Consider the following 19704-nt stretch of genomic DNA (forward strand, 5'->3'; position numbering starts at 1 on the left):
TTGAAACGGCTTTTTGCTGATGCTTCTTTTACCACCTAAAAATCACTCTACTTTATAGTGATAAACCTCCCGCGCCAAATTTCCTTCATCATCAATGCCTTCAATTACAACGCGGTACGTGGCTTTGCTGTCCGCATTAAAAAAGCTGAAACTGGCTTTTCCGGCTGCATCGGTAATTAAATTTGGTTTCCAATAAATTGTGGTGCGCAAATCGGCCACCACTTTATTGGTTTTCGGATCGTCGTACTGCGGCGAATAAAATTCTTTGGTATTGGTAAACCCTTTTGGGCTATACGTTACAATTCCGGGCGTGTAAATCTGGCTGACATAACTCGGGTCGTTGCCGCGCCGGGTAGTAATCAGCAAAACGCCGCCGCCGCCGCGGCCACCATAAATAGCCGTATAACCGCCGGAGCGCAACACTTCAATCGTGGCTACATCTGTCGGCGGGATAGATTGCAGGTAATTAGAATCTACATAAACGCCGTCTAAAATTATCTGCATCGGCTGGTTAAAACTGCGGGTAGAATAAGGGATTCCTCCCCGGAAAATCACGCCCAGCAATCGGCCTTGCAAGCACTGATCTATCGTGGCACAACCCATTTGCCTGAAAATATCGCCGTTCACAATCTGATCGGCATTGCCCGAACCGTTTAAGTTTGCTGAGTTTTTTACCGGTTCTTTTTTCTCCGAAATCGTTACTTCTTTCAAAATGATCGTCCGGTTTACCAAGCCGTATTTGCGCAAATCATCGTATTGTATTTTGCTGTTGCGCAGGTAACCGGCCAGTTCTGTATCCAGGTTAACGGAAACATCCGGTGCATTTTTGTTTTTGGTGACAAATTGTGGCGGAACATTGTCCAGCGTTACTTCCACATTTTTTCGTCCGCTGGCACCGCGCGCCTGGATCACAAAGCGGATGCTGTCGGGGAAAATCAGATTATCAAACTTAAACCGGCCATTGGCATCGGTTACCGTATCCAGCAAAAACGCACCTTTTGTGGTGGTAAACAGGGTAACCTTGCTTTTGGCCAGTGGTTTGCCGCCTAAAGTTTTTACAAAACCCGAAATCTCCATTGATTTTTCAGGCTGAAAAGTAATTGGCGGGAAACTATTGCCCATCAGCAGCGACCAGGCAAAACGACGATAACCCTGCGTCAGCATCAGCACATCCAGATCGGCCTGGGTTTTTTCGGTTGGATGAGCAAAATAATAATTTGGCTGCTCAATGTACCCTTTGATATCCGAAGTTAAAAGCAAATCAGACAAGATCGTGTTTTCCTTGTTTTCATCCACCGGCATCTTCGTTTCATCCGTAACCGCTACCGAAAAACTGCCCACAACCGGTGCTTTTGCTTTGTTTAGCACGGTAAAATTAAGGTCAACTTTTTGCCGGGGCGACGTGGTTTCGGGTGAGGAAACGGCCACATTTAACTGATCAGGATTTTGTATGAAGATGATGCGTTCGTTCATCGGCTGGCCTTCCTGCGTAAACAGCGTAAACTGTGCAATCCCCGAAGGAAACCTGTTTTTTGGGATTTTGGCCGAAAACGACTGACTTAGTAACTGACTTTTGGCCGTATAATAAACATCGCCGCCGGATTGGCCGATCACCATAATTTCTGTGCCTTGTTTTTGTTTGAAGGTTTCGTTGCTCACATTGATGCGGATGTTGATAAACTCCGGATCGCTGTTTAAAGCCAGCACAAAACCCTGATCGGAAGCTTTTGGCAGTTCCAGTGTTTTTGCAGAACCATCCGGAAAAGTGATTTTGGCCGAATAACTTTTGCCGCTTTCCGGGAAAAGCGAAAACGCGCCCATGCCCAAATGCTGCGTACTGATTTTGGCAACTTTAACATTAGCATTGCTAACAACGCTGCCTGTAATATCCACGCCCAAACCATCGGCACCAACCGCTTTAAACGCCACTTTGCTGCGGATACCGTTGACCAGATTACCGCTTTCCGGAAAAAACTGCACATCCACATCGCTGGAAGTGGCCTTGATCGGTACTGTTTTTACCACTGTTTTTTTAGGATCGGTGGTTAATGTGGTGATGATTTGCCCGGATTTTAAATTTCCCGGCTGCGGGTTACTAAAATTTAAACTGAGGTTTCCGCTGGCATCTGTGGTCCCTTTTCCTTTTAAAACCGTTTTAAAATCCAGCTGCACGCGGTAAGTTACCGGTTTATCTGCATAAGGTTTATTTTCGAGATCGGCATAATGGATCACCGCGTTGATCCTCTGCAAACCGTTTTCTGCAATAAATTTGTAATTTACCGTGGTAAAAACAGTATTGGAAATAGAATTGCCAACGCTAATGGTTTTATCAAAAAAATAATCTTCGCTGAAATTACGCATCCATTGCGTGTATGCACGGATGCGGTAATTGCCTTCCTGCAACGTATCGGTAAGCGGGAAACTGCCCCAGCTGATGCCGGCCGTAAGCGGCAAACGCAGCGATTGTTTAATAGAATCTTTATCATTGATCAGTTCGACATACAGAATCTTGCTTAAACCCGAAGGCCGGTGTTTGCCGCCAATGGTGGTGTAAGCTTTAAAATAAATCTGATCACCGATGGCATAATAAGGTTTATCCAACTGGATATGAACCTTTTCTATCGGATAATTATCGGTAAATTTTTGCAGCTGCGTCAGTATTTTTTTTAGCGGGTCATCATCCTGCCGAACCGCAAAACCGGCAAATAGGATTGCAAAGAGCAGCAGCGCAACTGTTAAAAATTTCTTTGATTTCATGGTTTCAACAAAAAGAAAATCGGGATAAAATAGTAAACATGTTTTTCCTGTAAATGTTGCTGCACGCCAATCAGATCAGCGTTAAAAAATATTTTTCCACATCATGCTTTCTACCGGCCTGGTGGTTGGTTTACTGTATTTTGCGTTGGCTTTTGTGTTGTACATCGTTTCAATTTCGCCTTCTACCACAAAGTAAATCAGCTGTCCGATCGGCATCCCCGGATAAATTTTCACCGGCTGCGTTACCGAAATTTCCAGCGTCCAGGTATTGCAAAAACCCACATCGCCTTTGCCCGCCGTGGCGTGGATATCAATGCCCAAACGGCCGGTACTGCTTTTACCCTCTAAAAAAGGCACATGGCGGTGGGTTTCGGTATATTCCACTGTTACGCCGAGATATAAAGTGTTGGGCTGAAGCAAAAAACCTTCTTTCGGGATTTCAAAATGATCGATTTCGTTATGTTGTTTGGCATCCAGCACACGGTTGCGGTACGTGGCCAGGTATTTTCCCAAATGCACATCATAAGAATTTGTGCCGAGGCAGGCCGAGTCAAAAGGTTCAATAATAATCGTCCCTTTTTCTATTTCCTGTAAAATAAGTTTGTCTGATAAGATCATAGCTGCAAAAATGCGGAACCGAAATTAAAGTATTTTAAAGGATATTGCCATCCTTTTCGCAACTTTACTTTATGGGGATTGCATACCGGAAAAAGGTGGACGACAACACCGAATTTGCCCTTTGGAAAATTGAAGAAAATGCCGAAGAACTTTACAAACAATTACAGCTGGACGCGGCCGAAAAAGCATTTGCCCAGCAACTGAGCAGCAGCAAACGCTATCTGCACTGGCTGGGCACGCGCGTGCTGCTGCGCAAACTGCTAAACACCGAAGAATATATTGATTGCCAGGTTGATGCACACGGAAAACCTTATTTAACCTCGCTGCCGTATCATATTTCGCTGAGCCATTCTTATGATTATGCGGCGGTGATGATCAGCAAAAACAAAGCGGTTGGCATCGATATAGAAAAAATCGAACAGAAAGTGGAGCGCATCGCCCGCAAATTTATACGTCCCGAAGAAATGGCTTTTATCAGCCCGGACGATAAAATCAACCAGTTGTATGCCTGCTGGTGCGCCAAAGAAGCAGTTTACAAATGTTATGGCCGCAAAGAAATTTCGTTTTTAAACCATATTATTTTAACGGATTTTGTTTGCTGCGATGCCGGAACGATTGCTGCGGAAATAAAAACTGACACCATTGATTTGAATTTTAAGGTAGAATATTTGCAGTTTAACGGTTATATGATCGGTTATGCGAAGGAGGTTTGAAGCGGTGCGGAGGTTTGGGGCAAGAGGTATCAGCAATCAGCCGACCTTGTTTATTTTTGACCTTCACTTTTTCATGCCTCTAACCCCGTACCTCATACCTCTCACCTCTAACCTATGAAAAACAAGCAAGTATTCTTCGAGGATTGGGGCTTAATCGATTACAAAGAAGCCTGGGACAGGCAGGAAGCGATTTTTGCCGCCACCGTAAAACTGAAAACCGAACTGCGCAACCGCGGCGAAAACGATGCTTCTTTTACAGGCATAAAAACAGTAACGCACAATTATCTGATTTTTTGCGAACACCCGCACGTTTATACGCTGGGCAAAAGCGGCAAAAAAGAACATCTTCTATTGACCGAAGACCAACTTGCCGAAAAACATGCAGTTTTTTACCCGATCAACCGTGGCGGCGATATTACGTACCACGGGCCGGGGCAGTTGGTGGTTTATCCGATTTTAGATTTGGACAACTTTTTTACCGATATCCATTTATATCTGCGCACTTTGGAGGAAGCCGTGATTTTGACTTTGGCTGATTTTGGCATCCCAGGCGGGCGTTATCCGGGTTATACCGGCGTTTGGCTTGATGCCGATGATCCGCAGAAAGCCCGTAAAATCTGTGCCCTTGGCGTGCGCTGCAGTCGCTGGGTTACCATGCACGGTTTGGCTTTCAACATCAACCCAAACCTCGGTTATTTTAAAAATATCATCCCCTGCGGGATTGAAGACAAAGCCGTAACCTCAATGGAGCAGGAACTGGGCAAAAAAGTACCGGTAAAAGAAGCATCAGAAGTTTTGAAACGGCATTTGTACATTTTATTTGGGATGCTGGCATGAATTTAAAAACAGTTTATCAGCGGTGGATATTAACAATTAGCTACCCTTGTTTAATTTATGGCTTATCCGATCGAAATGCTTTTCTCTAAAATAACCCCTTCTGTTAGTGGAAACTAAAAAAACAACGTTCGCCAATGTGCTGGTAATAGATGACGAACAGAAGCTGGCCGCCCTGATTTCAAGAATACTGGAACTGGAAGGTTATCAGGTATTTAAAGCTTTTACAGCAAAAGAAGGTTTAAAGATATTGGTGCTGGAGGAAATCCATGTGGTTATCAGCGATGTAAAATTACCTGATATCAACGGCGTTGAACTGGTAAAATCAATCAAAGAAAAAAAGCCTTATGTAGAAGTCATCAACTTGACTGCTTATGGCACGATAGCAGATGGCGTGAAAGCTATCCAAAATGGCAGTTTTGATTATATCACCAAAGGGGACGATAACGATAAAATTATCCCGCTGGTTTTTAAGGCCGCCGAAAAGGCCCTGTTTCAGTTACGGAGGTTTAATATGGAAAAGCGGTTGCACAACACCCGTGATTTTAAAGATATATTGGGCAAATCCAAAGCTATTTCAGCAGCAATTGATACCGCAAAAAAAGTATCGCCAACGGATACCACGGTATTGCTGCTTGGGGAAACCGGAACAGGTAAAGAAGTATTTGCAGAAGCCATCCATTATAACAGTAACCGCCGGGCGCACGCTTTTGTGGCCGTAAATTGCAGTAGTTTTGCGCCCGAATTGCTGGAAAGCGAATTGTTTGGCTACAAAGCAGGTGCTTTTACCGGTGCCCAAAAAGATAAAAAAGGACTGTTTGAGGAAGCGCATAACGGAACCATATTTTTGGATGAGATAGGGGAGATGGGCCTTCAGCTTCAGGCAAAGCTGTTGCGGGTGCTGGAAAGCCGGACGTTTATCAAAATCGGGGATACGCAAACAACAAAAGTAAATATCCGCATACTGGCCGCCACTAACCGCGATTTGCAAAAAGAAGCAGATGAGGGCAATTTTCGCTTGGATTTATATTACCGCTTATCTGTTTTCACCATTTTATTGCCTTCTTTAAATGAACGGGGAAGTGATATCGAATTGTTTGCCAGATATTTTCTTGAAGAATTTTCTGCTAAGGTTGGCAAACGTATCGACAGGATGAGTGAAGGGTTTTTGCTCGCCCTTAAACAGCATAAATGGAAAGGGAACGTGCGCGAGTTAAAAAATGTGATAGAACGAGTGGCCATTCTGGCTGATGATGCGGTTATCGATACAGATTTATTACCGGTTGAATTCAGGATGGCAAATTTTGAAAAAGAAGCATTAGACCTGGAATCTACCGAAAAACAGCATATTTTAAAAGTTTTAAATCACGCGCATGGTAACAAAACTGAAGCTGCACGTTTACTAAACATCGGCCTTACCACCCTCTACCGCAAACTGGACCATTACAAGCTTTCCTGATAAACCCTTTCTTTATGAAAAAAAACCCTTCCATTTTGGAAGGGTTTTTTTGTTAAAAATAATTAAGGTATAAATTATTTTACTGATAATAAGGGAGTTAAGAAACAGTTTTCGATCTGGTTCTGGTTTTGGACAAGGCTTTTCCAAAATCATCAAACTATGCTCACAATCTTGTTGTTCCTGGCACTGCTTATTAGCTGCTATTTTATTTTTAAAGCAATCGACTGGTTCGAAAAAATCTGAAATTATGTTACTACTATTCATCATCTCTATCGCAGTATTTATCTACATGATCTATGTACTGCTTAAACCTGAAAAATTTTAACTGAAGTACAATGAACACTGAATTACTTGGAATCATTGCATCCTTTCTCATCACACTGATTATTGCCGTTCCGTTGGGCAAATACCTGGCAAAAATGTTTGCCGGTGAAAAGGTTTGGACTGATTTTATGAAACCACTCGAAAATGGTTTGTTCAAAATTTCCGGCATCAACCCGGGCGAGCCAATGAACTGGAAACAGTTTCTGAAAGCCATGATGACCATCAATATTTTATGGCTGGTTTACGGCTTTTTTGTGTTGATGAACCAGGATAAACTACCGCTAAACCCGGACGGCAATCCCGGCATGTCGGCAGATTTGGCTTTTAACACCATTATCAGCTTCGTGGTAAACTGCAACCTGCAGCATTACTCCGGCGAAAGCGGCGCAACTTATCTCACACAGCATTTCATTTTTATGTTCCTGCATTTTACCAGTGCAGCTACCGGTATTGCTGCGGCCGTAGCAGTTTTTAAAGCTTTCCGCGATAAAACTACCACGGATTTGGGCAACTTTTGGAGCTATTTTGTAAAAACCATTACCCGTTTACTATTGCCGCTTTCTATTGTTATTGCGCTGATTTTGACGTTTAACGGAACGCCCTCAAGTTATGCGGGCAAAGACCGGTTTATATCGATGCAAGGCGATACCGTAAATGTTTCCCGCGGACCGGCAGCGCAAATGATCGCTATAAAACATCTTGGCACAAACGGCGGCGGCTGGTTTGGTGCCAACTCTGCACATCCGCTCGAAAACCCAAATTACCTGACAAATATGGTCGAAATCGTTTCGCAAATGATTATTCCGATGGCAATGGTTCTGGCTTTTGGCTATTTTATCCGCAGGAAAAAATTAAGCCGGATCATTTTTGGCGTAATGATGGCCGGTTTGCTGATGCTTCTTTTACCCGCTATTTTTAGTGAATTGGGTGGAAATCCATCGATTGCGAAAATGGGCATCAGCCAGAACACCGGCGCAATGGAAGGTAAAGAAGTACGTTTCGGGCCAACCGCAACCGCTTATTGGAGCACGTTAACTACCATCACGTCAACTGGTTCTGTCAACGGAATGCACGACAGCACCATGCCGCTAACCGGTGCCTGGGAATTATTGGCGATGATGATTAACGCTTTTTTTGGCGGCTGCGGCGTAGGTATTTTAAATTACCTGATCTACCTGATTATCGCTGTTTTTATTGCCGGATTAATGGTAGGCCGCACACCAGAATTTTTAGGCCACAAAGTGGAAGCCCGCGAAGTAAAAATTGCCGCTCTGATTACGTTGCTGAGCCCGTTTTTAATTATGGCCGGAACTGCTTTGGCCAGTTATGTTTTTGTGGCGCACGGCAATGCCAACTGGGCAGTAAAGCCAACGTCCTGGCTCAATAATCCCGGCTTTCATGGCTTTTCGGAAATGCTGTATGAGTTTACTTCGGCCAATGCCAACAACGGTTCTGGTTTTGAAGGGCTGGGCGATAACAATATCTTCTGGAACGTTTCAACAGGTTTTGTGCTTATCCTCGGCCGCTTCCTGCCAATCATCGGCCCGGTGGCCATTGCAGGTTTACTGGCACAAAAGAAGTATGTGCCCGAATCTGCCGGAACGCTTAAAATTGATACCGTAACCTTCGGCGTTATAACGTTTGCCGTTATTATGGTTTTAAATGCCTTGTCGTATTTCCCTGCACTGGCTTTAGGCCCGCTGGCAGAGTATTTCTCTATGCCTAAATAAGCAGCCTTATCCGGCTTTATAAAAATCAAAATGACAACAAAATCCAATAAATTATTTGAACCGGCTTTGGTACAAACTGCCTTAAAAGAGTCGTTTATTAAACTAAACCCGCAGGTAATGCTGCGTAATCCGGTGATGTTTACGGTAGAGATCGGAACCGCGGTAATGCTGTTCGTAAGTATTTATAGCTTCGGCCACCGCGATCAGGGTACTTTCGGTTACAACTTTGCTATTTTTATCATCCTTTTTTTGACTGTGTTATTTGCCAATTTTGCCGAAGCCATTGCCGAAGCACGCGGTAAAGCTCAGGCAGATAGTTTGCGTAAAACACGTGAAGAAACACCTGCAAATTTGGTTTCTGCGGATGGTGGCATCACTTCCATTTCATCAAACCAGCTAAAAAAAGGCGATGTTTTTGTATGTGAAAGTGGCGACACGATACCAACCGACGGCGAAATTATCGAAGGTTTGGCAACGATTGACGAATCGGCCATTACAGGCGAATCTGCGCCCGTGATCCGAGAATCCGGTGGCGATAAATCTTCCGTGACCGGCGGCACAAAAGTACTTTCAGACAAAATCAAAGTAATCGTGACCACCGAACCAGGCGAAAGCTTTTTGGACAAAATGATTGCTTTGGTAGAAGGCGCGTCCAGGCAAAAAACGCCAAACGAAATTGCGCTGACCATTTTGCTGGCCAGTTTTACGCTGATTTTTATCATCGTTTGTGTAACCTTAAAACCCTTTGCAGATTATGCGCATACGCCAATAACTATCGCCGCTTTGATTTCGCTTTTTGTTTGTTTGATCCCAACCACAATTGGCGGTTTGTTATCTGCAATTGGTATCGCCGGGATGGACCGCGCATTGCGTGCCAACGTGATCACCAAATCGGGCAAAGCTGTGGAAACTGCTGGCGATATTGATGTTTTATTGTTGGACAAAACAGGCACTATCACCATCGGTAACCGCAAGGCCACCAACTTTTGGCCGGTAAAAACAGTATCGCCTGACGAGCTGATCCAGGCTGCCGTGCTTTCTTCGCTGGCAGATGAAACGCCTGAAGGGAAATCTATTATCGAGCTGGCGCAGCAAAGCGGTGTCCGTTTTTTGCAAACTGCGCCTCAAGGTGCCAATTTTATAAAATTTACTGCCGAAACCCGTTCGAGCGGTATTGATTTGTTAGACGGTTTGCGCATCCGTAAGGGGGCTTTTGATTCGATCCGAAACCTTTCTGTAAACGCCGGGAACGCTTTTCCGGCGGATGTTGCAGAACGTGTAAAAACGATTTCTTCCAACGGTGGCACGCCGCTCGTAGTGTCGCAAAACGAAGTGGTTTTAGGTACGATAGAATTGCAGGACATTATCAAAACCGGTATTTCAGAACGTTTTGAACGCCTGCGGAAAATGGGCATAAAAACAGTAATGGTTACGGGCGATAATCCGCTGACGGCCAAATTTATTGCCGAAAAAGCTGGCGTTGACGATTTTATCGCGGAAGCAAAACCCGAGGATAAAATGAATTACATCAAACACGAACAGCAAAACGGAAGATTGGTTGCGATGATGGGCGACGGCACTAACGATGCGCCCGCTTTGGCGCAGGCCGATGTTGGTGTGGCCATGAACAGCGGTACGCAGGCCGCAAAAGAAGCCGGAAATATGGTGGATTTGGACAACGACCCGACCAAACTGATCGAGATTGTGGAAATTGGCAAGCAGCTGCTCATCACGCGCGGTACGCTCACTACTTTTTCCATCGCCAACGATGTGGCCAAATACTTTGCCATCGTTCCTGCTTTGTTTATTGCCTCAATCCCTGCCTTGCAAAGTATTAATATCATGCATTTGCACAGTCCGGAATCAGCCATTTTATCGGCTGTAATTTTCAACGCGATCATTATCCCACTTTTGATCCCGCTGGCCTTAAAAGGTGTGGAGTACAAACCGATTGGTGCCAGTGCCCTGCTTCGCCGTAACTTGTTGATTTATGGTTTTGGCGGAGTGGTTGCCCCTTTTATCGGCATAAAATTAATAGACCTTTTGATTGGTACAATGGTGTAAAGCGCAATGCTTCTTTTATCCCTATAAAATTATTATAATGAAAAAATATATTCTTCAATCCATCCGGTTAACCTTGGTGCTTACCGTTTTGCTTTGTGTGATCTATCCCGTGTTTATTGCTTACGTTGGCAAACTATCAAAAGGCCAGGGCAACGGCGAAACCATTACCGTAAACGGAAAAGTGGTTGGCTATGCCAATATCGGCCAAAAGTTTGACAAAGACGGCTATTTCTGGTCGCGCCCATCGGCTGTTGCTTATAATGCGGCCGGTTCTGGCGGTTCTAACAAAGGCCCTTCCAACCCGGATTATTTGAAAGATGTAGAAGGCCGTATCCAAAACTTTTTGAAACACGATCCCGGTGTTAAGCGTGCGCAAATCCCTGCTGATCTGGTTACCGCTTCTGGCAGTGGTTTAGACCCTGATCTTTCTCCGGAAGCAGTGCAGGTTCAAACGGCACGTATCGCTAAAGCACGAAATTTATCTGTGCAGCAAGTAAGCGAATTGGTCAATCAGCACATCGAAAAACCTTTATTGGGTTTTTTCGGACCGGCAAAAGTGAATGTTTTAAAGTTAAACGTAGCTTTAGATGCGCTTAAAAAATAAAAATATAACGGCCACAAATGCTTTATTAAACACATGTGGTTTTGATCTGCAAAAAATGAAAAAAATATTGTTAGCTGTTTTTACCGGTCTTTTTTTGTCGGCCGCTGTAAAAGCTCAGGATTCAACACAATCTTCCGGCAAATTAACCATAAGTGGCTATGCCGAATTGTATTACGGGTACGATTTTAACCGGCCAAAAGATAATAACCGGCCAAATTTTGTTTACTCGCACAACCGCCACAATGAAGTAAACCTAAACCTGGGTTTTATCAAAGCAAATTATGATAACGGCACGGTTAGGGCAAACCTGGCATTAATGGCCGGAACGTATGCCAATGCTAATTTAGCCGCAGAGCCCGGCGTTTTAAAAAATGTTTTTGAAGCAAATGCAGGTTACAAACTTTCTAAAACAAGCAACCTTTGGGTTGATGCCGGTATTTTTTCTTCGCACATTGGTTTTGAAAGCGCGATCTCTAAAGATTGCTGGGTTTTAACCCGTAACATCTCTTCAGAAAACACACCATATTATGAATCCGGAGCTAAATTAAGCTATACCACGGCCAATAATAAACTTACTTTAGTGGGTTTGTATTTGAATGGCTGGCAACGCATTTACCGTCAGGCTGGCAACAGTCAGCCTGCCGGTGGCTTGCAGGTTTTTTATAAACCAGATGATAAAATAACGCTGAATTATAGTAACTATTTAGGAACAGAAGGTGCCGATTCTATCCGCGTACGTCGTTTTTATAATAATTTTTATGCTATATTTCAGGTAAACAAAGCTTTTGGCTTAACTGCTGGTTTTGATTACGGCATCCAGCAGCAGGCTAAAGGCAGCAGCAGTTATAACCATGTAATTTCGCCGGTGGCCATTGCTCGTTATCAGTTTACCGATAAATGGGCAATGGCCGGGCGGGTAGAATATTATGAAGACAAAACGGGTATTTTTATTGCAACCAATACACCTAACGGTTTTAAAACCACGGGCTATTCTTTAAACCTGGATTATGCACCGGCCACAAATGCCATTATCCGTTTAGAAGGAAAAGTTTATAACAGTAAAGATGCCATTTTTACAACGCCTGCCGGAACAGCAAACACAAGCCCTTTGCTTACCGCAAGTTTCGCGGTTTCATTTTAAGATAAATGTTATGGCCTGTTTAAATGTCGTCTGGTTTTTTGCAAATGCTTCTTTTATCGCCTAAAATTTGGTGTTTTTGTGTGAATTTTCAATCAGCAACAAATATAAAAAACCAAATTTACAGGCATAAAAGAAGCATTGCAGTTTCTTCAACAGCAGTTTAAACAGGCTTTAAATATACCAATGCTTCTTTTAGCACCTAAAAACAGTATGGATACTTCGGTTAGGGATTTTATTGAACTGGTAAAAAAATCAAGGCGCGGCAAATTTAAAATTTACATCGGCATGAGTGCCGGTGTGGGCAAAACTTACCGTATGCTGCAGGAGGCGCACACGCTTTTGCGCAACGGCATTGATATCCAGATCGGTTATATCGAAACCCACAACCGCGCCGAAACACATGCCCTGCTGGCCGGTTTGCCCATGATTGTGAAACGCAAGGTTTTTTACAAAGGCAAAGAACTGGAGGAAATGGATTTGCAGGCCATCCTGAACCGGCACCCGGAAGTGGTGATTGTGGACGAGCTGGCGCATACCAACATTGAAGGCAGCAAAAACAGCAAGCGCTGGCAGGATGTACTGGACATTTTGGAAGCAGGCATCAGTGTGATTTCCGCAGTGAACATTCAGCATCTGGAAAGCATCAACGAAGAAGTGGAAACCATTACCGGGATTGCCATTACCGAACGGATCCCGGACAAAGTGCTGGAACTGACAGACGAAATTGTTAACATTGACTTAACGGCCGATGAACTGATTGACCGGCTGAAAGAAGGCAAAATTTATGACAAAAGTAAAGTAAACCTGGCACTGCAAAATTTTTTTCAGGCTGATAAGATTTTGCAATTGCGGGAAATGGCTTTAAAAGAAGTGGCGCACCATTTAGAGCGGAAAATTTCGATCGAAGTCCCGAAACAAATCAAGCTGCGTTCTGAGAAATTTCTGGCCTGCATTTCTTCCAACTCAGAAACGGCAAAAATCGTGATCCGGAAAACCGCGCGGCTGGCCTCATATTATCGCTCGCAGTGGATTGTGCTGTACGTGCAAAGCAGTAACGAAAGTTTAGACAAGATCAAACTTGATAAGCAAAGATATCTCATCAACAACTTAAAATTGGCCACAGAACTGGGCGCAGAACTGCTGAAAATCAAAAGCGATGAAATTATGCAAACCATTATGCAGGTGGCCGAAGAACGGGAAATTACAACCATTTGCATTGGCAAACCACATTTAAAATTGTTTCAGGTAATATTAAGGACGGGCGCATTTAACGTGCTGCTTAATAAGCTGGCAGCTACAGAAACTGATTTAGTTATACTATCATGAAAGTAAAAAATAAACTCCGCTTAGGGTTCGGCTTTTTGTTTATCGTTGTGCTCTTTTTTGGCACCGTTTCCATCTTCTACATCAACGAAATCTCAAACAGTGCAAAAGTTATTTTAAAAGACAACTACGAAACTTTAAACTTTGCACGGGAAATGCGTATGGTTTTAGATGAAAATACTTTGCCGCTCAATACCGCTTCGCAGGCATCTTTTGACCGGCAGCTGGCAAAGGAGGAAAATAACATTACCGAAACCGGCGAGCAGGCCGCAGTAAAAAGTTTGCGTACTGCTTTTACCGTTTTACAAAATACGGCTTTGCCCATGGAACAGCAGCTGCAGGCCGAAAAAAATGCCCGAAGGAATTTGCGCAAAATTGAAATCCTGAACATGCAGGCAATTGTCCGCAAAAACGATCAGGCACAGGCTTCTGTTAAAAAAGCCACGTTGTTTTTAGGTTTGGCCGGCACCTTTACGTTTTTGGTGCTGTTCAGTTTCAGCGTTAACTTTCCCGGATTTATCTCCAACCCTTTAAATACTTTGCTGGAAGGCATCAGGGAAATTGGCCGGAAAAACTACAGCCAGCGTGTTCATTTTGAAAAGCAGGACGAGTTTGCGGAAGTAGGCCGTGCTTTTAATGATATGGCAGCCCGGCTGAACGAATGGGAAAACAGCAATTTGTCCAAAATTATGTCGGAAAAGCTGCGGATAGAAACCATTATAGAGCAAATGCACGATGCAATTATCGGGATTAACGAAAAACAGGAAGTGCTGTTTATTAACTCCGCAGCAAAAATTTTATTAAACCTGAATGAGCAAAGTTTGGCAGGAAAATCTGTTGATGCCATTACAAAAAGTAACGATCTGTTCAGTTCGATCATCAAAGAGACTAAAGCAGGAAAGCCGTTTAAAATTGTGGAGAATGGGAAAGATGCTTATTTTCAGCTGGAAGTGAGGGAGATTTCGGTCCCGAATATCGAACCTAACAGGAGTGAAACGATATCTATCTCACATCATTCGGCCGGAAAAGTATATGTTTTGCGCAACATCACAGAGTTTAAAGAAAGGGACGAGGCAAAAACCAATTTTATCGCCACTATTTCGCACGAACTGAAAACGCCTATCTCTTCCATGAAATTAAGCCTGAAGCTTTTGGCAGACAGCAGGATTGGCGGATTGAACCCGGAGCAGGAACAATTGGTGCTTCACCTTAACGAAGATGCAGAACGCCTGCTCAAAATCACGTACGAACTTTTAGACCTTTCGCAGGTGGAAACTGGTAATATCCAATTAAATTTTGTACCAACGCGGCCAGAACAGATCATAGAATATGCAGTCAAAGCGATCAGTTTTGAAGCTGAACAAAAAAAGGTAACGATTGAACAATCTGTTGATTTAAAGCTGCCCAATGTGCAGGTTGATGTTGAAAAAACAGCCTGGGTGATGATCAATTTTCTTTCCAATGCTTTACGCTACAGCCCGTCGGGGTCTAAAATCATCGTTCAGGTTTCACAGAAAATGCAAATGGTCGAATTTGCTGTAAAAGACTTTGGAAAAGGGATTGACACGCAGTATTTAGAACGTTTGTTTGACCGCTATTTCCAGGTGCCAACGGACGGGCAAAATAAATCTGGCTCGGGGCTGGGGCTGGCAATTTCTAAAGAGTTTATTGCCGCACAGGATGGCCGGATTGGTGTAGAAAGTGAAATTGGCGCAGGCAGCCGGTTTTATTTTCAGCTGCCGGTAATGGTTGCTTAAATGGAAAGATTTTGCGTGTCGGGTTTATATGGTGCGATGCTTCTTTTATCACCTAAAAATCAGCAATCAGGAATTGAAATCGGGATTTGTATCGCCAGGCCGCCATCCGCAGTTTCCTTGTATTTCGAGTTCATGTCCTGCGCGGTTTCCCACATCGTTTTTACCACGGCATCCAAGCTCACGCGTGCATTGTCCGGGTTGGATTGCAAGGCTAATTGCGATGCTGTGATCGCTTTGATCGCGCCCATCGTATTGCGCTCGATACAAGGCACTTGTACCAATCCGCCAATTGGGTCGCAGGTCATGCCCAGATGATGTTCCATGGCAATTTCCGCAGCCATTAAAACCTGGCGTTGCGATCCGCCCAAAACTTCGGTTAAACCTGCCGCGGCCATGGCGGAGGAAACACCGATTTCTGCCTGGCAGCCGCCCATCGCTGCCGAAATGGTAGAACCTTTTTTAAAAATACTGCCGATCTCCGAAGCCGTCAGCAAAAACCTGATAATCTGATCGATACTGTTTTTATCACAGAAAATCAGGGCATAATGCAACACAGCCGGGATTACGCCTGCCGCGCCGTTGGTTGGTGCCGTAACCACCCGGCCAAACGAAGCGTTCTCTTCATTTACGGCCAAAGCAAAGCAGCTCACCCAATCCAAAATATACTGAAAACTGCTGCTTTTTTGTTTGATGGCCGCAACCCAGCTTTCGTAATCCCGGTATTCTGCATCGCCCAAAAGCCTTTTGTTGCTGCGTGCCGCCCGCCGTGCCACGTTCAATCCGCCGGGCAAATAGCCGGAAGTGTGGCAGCCACGGTACAAACATGTTTTCATCACTTCAAAAATCTGTAAAATACCGGTTTGGGTGGCTTCTTCGGATCGCCAGGCCAGTTCGTTTTCCATCACCACGTCGGAAATTTTCAGGCCGGTTTTCAAACACCAGTGCAGCAAATCATTGGCGGTATCAACCGGGAAGGGCAAATCAACTTCTGTTTTTGCTGCGGATTGTCCGTTTTCTTTCACTACAAAACCACCGCCGATAGAATAATACGTTTCTGAAATTGCTTTTCCATCTGCCAGAAAAGCCTGAAACGTAACCGCATTCGGGTGAAAAGGCAAACTGTTGTTCATCAAAAAAAGCAAATCATGGCCGATACTGAAACCAATGCTGTTTTTACCACCTAAATTTAGTTGTTGGTTGATGGCAATGCTTTCGATTTTTGGCTCGATCTGATCCACCGGAAACGTAACGGGATCATCTCCGCTTAAACCTAATAAAACGGCAATGTCCGTTCCGTGGCCTTTCCCGGTTTTGGCCAGCGAACCATACAGCAGGATTTTGATCTGTATAACTGATTCCATCAAATTGGCATCCTCCAGCAAAACCACAAACTGCTGCGCCGCCCGCCACGGCCCCAAAGTATGCGAACTGGACGGCCCGATACCGATTTTAAACATATCAAAAACAGAAATCTGCTCTTTTTGCATGATTAAAAATAGTGTTTTTAATTTGATGTTGGTTTATACGGAAAATATTGTTGAACAAACCACGATTGTGGTTGTAAAAACGGTGCGGGAAATTGGCCTAAAAGTTACCGAAAAGCAATATATGTAAATTGTTAACGGTAAACCTTCAAATATTGTATGTGTAAATTTAATTAAGGTTTTTGAATCGAAAGCCAATTGCTGTTTGGGTTTTTTGCGGATTTATTTCTATGCTTCTTTTATCGCCTAAAAAACTGTGAAGACAGGTTTGCTGCTTTAGATAAATACAAACCACCAAATTTATAGTGCTAAAAGAAGCATCAGGGTTTTAAAACAAAGCTAAACCAGCTATATAATGAGTAAAGTTTTTCCTATATATTTTAATTGGGGTTTACAATAAAGAAAACAACAGGATTGGACCTTCTATAACCAACCATTCAAAAATCTTAGTTTTCAACTGGTTCTTTTTTTCGCATTTAATGTTCATATCAAGCATGGAACAAAAGTAGTGCCTGCATTTTTCTAAATTGTCATATCTATATAAGTTTAAACATTTAATCGTTTGATTAACATAAAAATAATAATTTTTTAACAATTACATTCAGCAGATGCTTCTTTTATCATACATTTTTTGGCAGAAACAAAAAAGCTTGTCTGGTTTCCCAAACAAGCTTTCAGTATATATTAAAATTTATAATGGTTGCACAGCTGATTACATCATGCCGCCCATACCGCCGCCGCCCATTGGAGGCATACCACCACCACCTTTTTCATCTTCAGGATCATCGGCCAAAACACATTCTGTTGTTAACAACATTGCAGCGATAGAAGCAGCATTTTCCAAAGCCACACGGCCTACTTTAGTTGGATCGATCACACCGGCACCGATCAAATTTTCGTATTTATCGGTACGTGCATTGTAACCAAAATCAGCAGTGCCTTCTTTTACTTTTTGCACCACGATAGAACCTTCAATACCTGCATTTTCGCAGATTTGACGTAATGGCTCTTCAATAGCACGACGAATGATCTGGATACCTGTGTTTTCATCTTCGTTAACGCCTTTAACCTCGGTCAAAGATTCTACCGCACGGATGAAAGCTACACCGCCACCGGCAACAATACCTTCTTCAACCGCAGCACGTGTTGCATGTAAAGCATCATCAACACGGTCTTTTTTCTCTTTCATTTCCACTTCTGTGGCAGCACCAACATACAATACAGCAACACCGCCGGACAGTTTGGCTAAACGCTCCTGTAGTTTTTCTTTATCGTAATCAGAAGTAGTAGTTTCAATCTGAGATTTGATCTGGTTAACACGGGCTTTAATCTCTTCGGTTTGGCCGGCACCGTTGATTACGGTTGTGTTGTCTTTATCAACAACAATTTTCTCGGCAGTACCTAAATAAGAAAGATCAGCATTTTCCAATTTGTAACCTCTTTCTTCAGAAATTACTGTTCCGCCAGTCAAAATTGCAATATCTTCTAACATCGCTTTACGACGATCGCCAAAACCGGGAGCTTTAACAGCAACCACTTTCAGCGAACCACGGATTTTATTTACAACCAAAGTAGCCAAAGCTTCCCCGTCCAAATCTTCCGCAATAATTAACAATGGTTTACCGGTTTGTACTTGTTTTTCCAAAACCGGCAACAATTCCTTCATAGAAGAAATCTTTTTGTCGTAAATTAAAATGTAAGGGTTTTCTAATTCCGCTTCCATTTTATCGGCATTAGTTACAAAGTATGGAGATAAATAACCTCTGTCAAACTGCATACCTTCAACCGTTCTTACTTCAGTTTCGGTGCCTTTTGCTTCTTCAACTGTGATAACGCCATCTTTTCCAACTTTTTCCATTGCTTCTGCAATTAGCGAACCGATGATTTCGTCGTTGTTTGCAGAGATAGAAGCAACTTGTTTGATTTTGTTATTGTCTTCGCCAACTGTTTGAGATTGCTCTTTCAGGTTAGCCACAACAGCCGCAACCGCTTTGTCAATACCACGTTTCAAATCCATCGGGTTTGCACCGGCGGCAACGTTTTTAATACCAGCGGTTACAATTGCCTGCGCCAAAACGGTAGCCGTAGTTGTTCCGTCACCTGCAATATCAGCAGTTTTGGAGGCCACTTCTTTCACCATTTGCGCACCCATGTTTTCCAAAGAATCTTTTAATTCGATTTCTTTGGCAACAGTAACACCATCTTTAGTGATAATCGGGGAACCAAATTTTTTGTCGATAATTACGTTCCTGCCTTTTGGGCCTAAAGTAACTTTAACCGCATTGGCCAAAATATCAACACCGCGTTTTAAAGCGTCGCGCGCTTCTACATTATATTTAACTTGTTTTGCCATTGTATTGGTTTTTAAGAATGAATAGAATAGTTTAGGCTGAAAATATCAAACCCGGATATGATTTACAGAACTGCGTAAACGTCTGATTCACGCATGATTAAGTACTCTTTGCCTTCATAAGTAATTTCAGTACCGGCATATTTGCCATATAAAACCTGATCGCCAACTTTAACGGTCAGCGGCTCGTCAACTTTGCCTTCGCCAACGGCAACGATTGTTCCGCGTTGTGGTTTTTCTTTTGCAGTGTCAGGGATAAAAAGTCCGGATGCCGTTTTTTCTTCAGCAGCGGCAGCTTCTACTACTACTCTGTCTCCAATCGGTTTGATGTTTAATGACATTTTTGTATTTAGTTTTTGAATGAAAAATAAAATTACTACTGCTTATCGTCAAACAGCAACTGTGCCAAAGCCCTGTTTCTGTACATATTGACTTATTGGCTTGCGAAACTTGTCAAAATTACTTTCCCTTAAATATTTTAATTGATTTTAGTTGATGGAAATGTGCCATCCTGACAGCCCAACAAAAAAGGCTTTCGTATCATCC

At 43.3% G+C, this 19704-nt stretch carries 16 protein-coding genes; 11 read left to right on the top strand and 5 right to left on the bottom strand.

Annotated elements, in window-relative coordinates:
- Nucleotides 1-42: 42 nt before the first annotated feature.
- Both ACOFKR_RS02535 and dcd read right to left on the bottom strand, forming a co-directional pair.
- Entirely contained in the window at nucleotides 43-2757 is a 2715-nt protein-coding gene (locus ACOFKR_RS02535) for a TonB-dependent receptor plug domain-containing protein (protein WP_419802463.1), read from the bottom strand.
- An 81-nt stretch (nucleotides 2758-2838) separates the two neighbouring features.
- The gene (gene dcd, locus ACOFKR_RS02540; protein ID WP_419802464.1) at nucleotides 2839-3375 is read right to left on the bottom strand and encodes a dCTP deaminase; all 537 of its coding nucleotides are present in this window, start codon (nucleotides 3373-3375) and stop codon (nucleotides 2839-2841) included.
- Between the two features lie 71 nt (nucleotides 3376-3446).
- Here dcd and ACOFKR_RS02545 point away from each other — a divergent pair, with 71 nt between their 5' ends.
- The 10 genes from ACOFKR_RS02545 (at nucleotide 3447) to ACOFKR_RS02590 (ending at nucleotide 15324) form a co-directional block, all read left to right on the top strand.
- Entirely contained in the window at nucleotides 3447-4088 is a 642-nt protein-coding gene (locus tag ACOFKR_RS02545; protein WP_419802465.1) for a 4'-phosphopantetheinyl transferase family protein, read from the top strand.
- A 114-nt stretch (nucleotides 4089-4202) separates the two neighbouring features.
- Nucleotides 4203-4925 (top strand): lipoyl(octanoyl) transferase LipB, encoded by a 723-nt coding sequence (gene lipB / locus ACOFKR_RS02550; protein ID WP_419802466.1) that lies wholly within the window; start codon nucleotides 4203-4205, stop codon nucleotides 4923-4925.
- Between the two features lie 106 nt (nucleotides 4926-5031).
- Nucleotides 5032-6381 carry a sigma-54-dependent transcriptional regulator gene (locus ACOFKR_RS02555; RefSeq protein WP_419802467.1) on the top strand — a complete coding sequence of 450 codons (1350 nt, stop codon included), beginning with the start codon at nucleotides 5032-5034 and terminating at the stop codon, nucleotides 6379-6381.
- Nucleotides 6382-6628: 247 nt separating this feature from the next.
- The gene (locus ACOFKR_RS02560) at nucleotides 6629-6706 is read left to right on the top strand and encodes a potassium-transporting ATPase subunit F (RefSeq protein ID WP_419803606.1); all 78 of its coding nucleotides are present in this window, start codon (nucleotides 6629-6631) and stop codon (nucleotides 6704-6706) included.
- A 10-nt stretch (nucleotides 6707-6716) separates the two neighbouring features.
- On the top strand, nucleotides 6717-8435 hold the full coding sequence (gene kdpA, locus ACOFKR_RS02565; protein WP_419802468.1) for a potassium-transporting ATPase subunit KdpA: 1719 nt from the start codon (nucleotides 6717-6719) through the stop codon (nucleotides 8433-8435).
- 30 nt (nucleotides 8436-8465) lie between these two features.
- A complete protein-coding gene (kdpB, locus tag ACOFKR_RS02570) occupies nucleotides 8466-10499 on the top strand; it encodes a potassium-transporting ATPase subunit KdpB (protein ID WP_419802469.1) in 2034 nt (677 codons plus the stop codon).
- A gap of 37 nt (nucleotides 10500-10536) precedes the next feature.
- Entirely contained in the window at nucleotides 10537-11103 is a 567-nt protein-coding gene (locus ACOFKR_RS02575) for a K(+)-transporting ATPase subunit C (RefSeq protein WP_419802470.1), read from the top strand.
- Between the two features lie 55 nt (nucleotides 11104-11158).
- Nucleotides 11159-12244: a porin gene (locus ACOFKR_RS02580; RefSeq protein ID WP_419802471.1), complete on the top strand. Its 1086-nt coding sequence runs from the start codon at nucleotides 11159-11161 to the stop codon at nucleotides 12242-12244.
- A 183-nt stretch (nucleotides 12245-12427) separates the two neighbouring features.
- The gene (locus tag ACOFKR_RS02585) at nucleotides 12428-13570 is read left to right on the top strand and encodes a sensor protein KdpD (RefSeq protein WP_419802472.1); all 1143 of its coding nucleotides are present in this window, start codon (nucleotides 12428-12430) and stop codon (nucleotides 13568-13570) included.
- Nucleotides 13567-15324, top strand: coding sequence for an ATP-binding protein (locus ACOFKR_RS02590; RefSeq protein WP_419802473.1), 1758 nt, complete (start codon nucleotides 13567-13569; stop codon nucleotides 15322-15324). Before ACOFKR_RS02585 ends, ACOFKR_RS02590 begins: the two co-directional genes overlap by 4 nt.
- A 59-nt stretch (nucleotides 15325-15383) precedes the next feature.
- On the opposite strand, the gene ACOFKR_RS02595 is transcribed toward ACOFKR_RS02590, so the two are convergent.
- Nucleotides 15384-16811: an L-serine ammonia-lyase gene (locus ACOFKR_RS02595; RefSeq protein ID WP_419802474.1), complete on the bottom strand. Its 1428-nt coding sequence runs from the start codon at nucleotides 16809-16811 to the stop codon at nucleotides 15384-15386.
- On the opposite strand from ACOFKR_RS02595, the gene ACOFKR_RS02600 reads away from it, so the two are divergent.
- Nucleotides 16810-16938, top strand: a complete 129-nt coding sequence (locus tag ACOFKR_RS02600) for a hypothetical protein (RefSeq protein WP_419802475.1) — start codon at nucleotides 16810-16812, stop codon at nucleotides 16936-16938. The two genes, ACOFKR_RS02595 and ACOFKR_RS02600, sit on opposite strands and share 2 nt — an antisense overlap.
- Before the next feature lie 582 nt (nucleotides 16939-17520).
- Here ACOFKR_RS02600 and groL read toward each other — a convergent pair.
- A complete protein-coding gene (gene groL / locus ACOFKR_RS02605; protein ID WP_419802476.1) occupies nucleotides 17521-19161 on the bottom strand; it encodes a chaperonin GroEL in 1641 nt (546 codons plus the stop codon).
- Between the two features lie 62 nt (nucleotides 19162-19223).
- Complete coding sequence (locus tag ACOFKR_RS02610) at nucleotides 19224-19499, bottom strand: co-chaperone GroES (protein ID WP_419802477.1); 276 nt, start codon at nucleotides 19497-19499, stop codon at nucleotides 19224-19226.
- Nucleotides 19500-19704 lie beyond the last annotated feature (205 nt).

The sequence above is a fragment of the Mucilaginibacter sp. genome, assembly GCF_965201005.1.
GTDB lineage: Bacteria > Bacteroidota > Bacteroidia > Sphingobacteriales > Sphingobacteriaceae > Mucilaginibacter_A.

Bases quoted from the DNA above. Each gene is read 5' to 3' on its own strand.
- ACOFKR_RS02590 (WP_419802473.1), top strand. From the start codon at position 13,567: ATGAAAGTAAAAAATAAACTCCGCTTAGGGTTCGGCTTTTTGTTTATC.
- ACOFKR_RS02600 (WP_419802475.1), top strand. From the start codon at position 16,810: ATGATTAAAAATAGTGTTTTTAATTTGATGTTGGTTTATACGGAAAAT.
- lipB (WP_419802466.1), top strand. From the start codon at position 4,203: ATGAAAAACAAGCAAGTATTCTTCGAGGATTGGGGCTTAATCGATTAC.
- ACOFKR_RS02580 (WP_419802471.1), top strand. From the start codon at position 11,159: ATGAAAAAAATATTGTTAGCTGTTTTTACCGGTCTTTTTTTGTCGGCC.
- ACOFKR_RS02585 (WP_419802472.1), top strand. From the start codon at position 12,428: ATGCTTCTTTTAGCACCTAAAAACAGTATGGATACTTCGGTTAGGGAT.
- kdpB (WP_419802469.1), top strand. From the start codon at position 8,466: ATGACAACAAAATCCAATAAATTATTTGAACCGGCTTTGGTACAAACT.
- dcd (WP_419802464.1), bottom strand. From the start codon at position 3,375: ATGATCTTATCAGACAAACTTATTTTACAGGAAATAGAAAAAGGGACG.
- kdpA (WP_419802468.1), top strand. From the start codon at position 6,717: ATGAACACTGAATTACTTGGAATCATTGCATCCTTTCTCATCACACTG.
- groL (WP_419802476.1), bottom strand. From the start codon at position 19,161: ATGGCAAAACAAGTTAAATATAATGTAGAAGCGCGCGACGCTTTAAAA.
- ACOFKR_RS02595 (WP_419802474.1), bottom strand. From the start codon at position 16,811: ATGCAAAAAGAGCAGATTTCTGTTTTTGATATGTTTAAAATCGGTATC.
- ACOFKR_RS02560 (WP_419803606.1), top strand. From the start codon at position 6,629: ATGTTACTACTATTCATCATCTCTATCGCAGTATTTATCTACATGATC.
- ACOFKR_RS02575 (WP_419802470.1), top strand. From the start codon at position 10,537: ATGAAAAAATATATTCTTCAATCCATCCGGTTAACCTTGGTGCTTACC.
- ACOFKR_RS02545 (WP_419802465.1), top strand. From the start codon at position 3,447: ATGGGGATTGCATACCGGAAAAAGGTGGACGACAACACCGAATTTGCC.
- ACOFKR_RS02535 (WP_419802463.1), bottom strand. From the start codon at position 2,757: ATGAAATCAAAGAAATTTTTAACAGTTGCGCTGCTGCTCTTTGCAATC.
- ACOFKR_RS02610 (WP_419802477.1), bottom strand. From the start codon at position 19,499: ATGTCATTAAACATCAAACCGATTGGAGACAGAGTAGTAGTAGAAGCT.